Source organism: Inhella sp., from assembly GCF_027532025.1.
In the GTDB taxonomy this organism is placed as follows: Bacteria; Pseudomonadota; Gammaproteobacteria; order Burkholderiales; family Burkholderiaceae_C; genus Inhella.
In genome coordinates this window covers 1-1,896 of sequence record NZ_JAPZSY010000010.1, presented here as the reverse complement: position 1 = coordinate 1,896, position 1,896 = coordinate 1, and the positions used below count along the sequence as shown (strand labels likewise).

General features: G+C 68.8%; 1 protein-coding gene. It reads right to left on the bottom strand.

Annotation, left to right across the window (positions count from 1 at the left end; translation table 11 throughout):
* Nucleotides 1-729: 729 nt before the first annotated feature.
* Nucleotides 730-1,896: FAD-dependent oxidoreductase (locus O9335_RS02400; RefSeq protein ID WP_298382995.1), on the bottom strand; the 1,167-nt coding region annotated here is incomplete at its 5' end.

Below are 1,896 nucleotides of genomic sequence, written 5' to 3'. Positions count from 1 at the left end.
GCAGCCCGCAGGCGCTGTCCGCCCTGCACCCGGAGTTCCTTTTGTCTTGCCAAAAGGAACCAAAAGCGCCGCCCCGGCTCCAGCGCCCCAGCCTTCGGCTGGGGTTCCCTGCGCTGCTCGTTCCGGGGGGCTGCGGGATTGAACTCCCTGCGTTCGCTGCGCTCACTTCGGTCAGACAGCAATCCCGGGTCAGAGCTTGAAGCGCGCTGCGCGCGCGCCCCCCTGCACTGCGCTGCTCGGCGCCTCCGAACGGGGCAACAGCCGGGAAACGGCGCAAAGGGTCGAGGTCCGGGCTGTTCGGTATTCGGCTGTTGGCTGTTCGGCTGTTTGCCCCGTTCGGAGGCGCCGAGCAGCACAGCCGGCTCCGGCGCGGGCGCAAGCCCGCTTCAAGCACTGACTCCGCCCGACTGTCTGACCGCAGTGAGCGCAGCGAACGAAGGGAGTTTCGGGCGGGCCGGGGCTGGCGAGCAGCTGAGGCCGGACACAAGGCGCCCGGTGGGCGGCTTGTGCCTGCCGAAGGCCAACGCCTCCTGGCGTTGGCGCAGGGAACCCCTGGCGCAGCCAGGGGCGCTGGAGCCGGGGCCAGCGCTTTTCCCCCCTTTTGGCAAGACAAAAGGGGGTCGGGTGCAGGGGTGAAGCCCCTGCGGGCTGCAACGAGCACCGAGCCAACCACCGGGCTTCGATACCTCAGCCCGAACGGTGCGCTCACCCCCAGACCGCCCACCGCGCTCACCCCCGACACCCCACCCCCACCTTTGCCGTCGTCAGCAAAAACTTCTGCATGTCCCACGCCCCCGTCGGGCAGCGCTCGGCGCACAAGCCGCAGTGCAGGCACACGTCCTCGTCCTTGACCATCACCCGCCCGGTCTTCAGCTCGGGGCTGACCAACAGCGCCTGGTCCAAGTTCAAGGAAGGCGCGTTCAAACGAGACCGCAAATCACCCTCATCACCGTTGGCCACAAAGCTGATGCAGTCCGTCGGGCAGATGTCGGTGCAGGCGTCGCACTCGATGCACAGCTTGGGCGCGAACACCGTCTGCACGTCGCAGTTCAAGCAGCGCTGCGCTTCCTTGAACGCCGTCTTCGCGTCGAAGCCCAGCTCCACCTCCACGCGGATGCTGGCCAGGGCCTTCTCGGCCTCGGCCCAGGGCACCTTGAAGCGCAGGTCGTTGCTCGGGGCGTTGTCGTAGCTCCACTGGTGGATGCCCATCTTCTGGGACACCAGGTTCACGTGCGGCGCGGGGCGCTGGCGCAGGTCCTGGCCGTTCAGGAACTGGTCGATGCTCACCGCCGCCTCGTGCCCGTGGGCCACCGCCGTGATGATGTTCTTGGGGCCAAAAGCCGCGTCGCCGCCGAAGAACACGCGCGGCAGGCTGCATTGGTGGGTGAGGGGGTCGAGCACCGGCAGGCCGTCGCGGCCGAAGTCGATGCCGGCGTCGCGCTCGATCCAGGGGAAGGCGTTTTCCTGCCCCACAGCCAGCAGCACCTCGTCGCAGGGCAGGTCCACGGTGCGGCCCGTGGGCACGAGCTGGCGGCGGCCTTGCGCGTCGGTCACCGAGTCGACGATCTCGAAGCGCATGCCCGTGAGCACGCCGCCCTCCAGCAAGAAGGCCACCGGCGCGTGCTGCGGCAGGATGGGGATGCCCTCGTGCTCGGCGTCTTCCTTCTCCCAGGGGCTGGCCTTCATGGCCTCGTAGGTGGAGCGCACCGTCACCGTCACGCTCTCGGCGCCCAGGCGCTTGGCGCTGCGGCAGCAGTCCATCGCGGTGTTGCCGCCCCCCCGCACCAGCACGCTGCGGCCGACCGTCGTCACGTGGACGAAGCTCCCCGACGCCAACCATTCGATGCCGATGTTCTCTTGCGCTTTCTCGACCCAGCGGCAGGGCAGGTCCAGGTC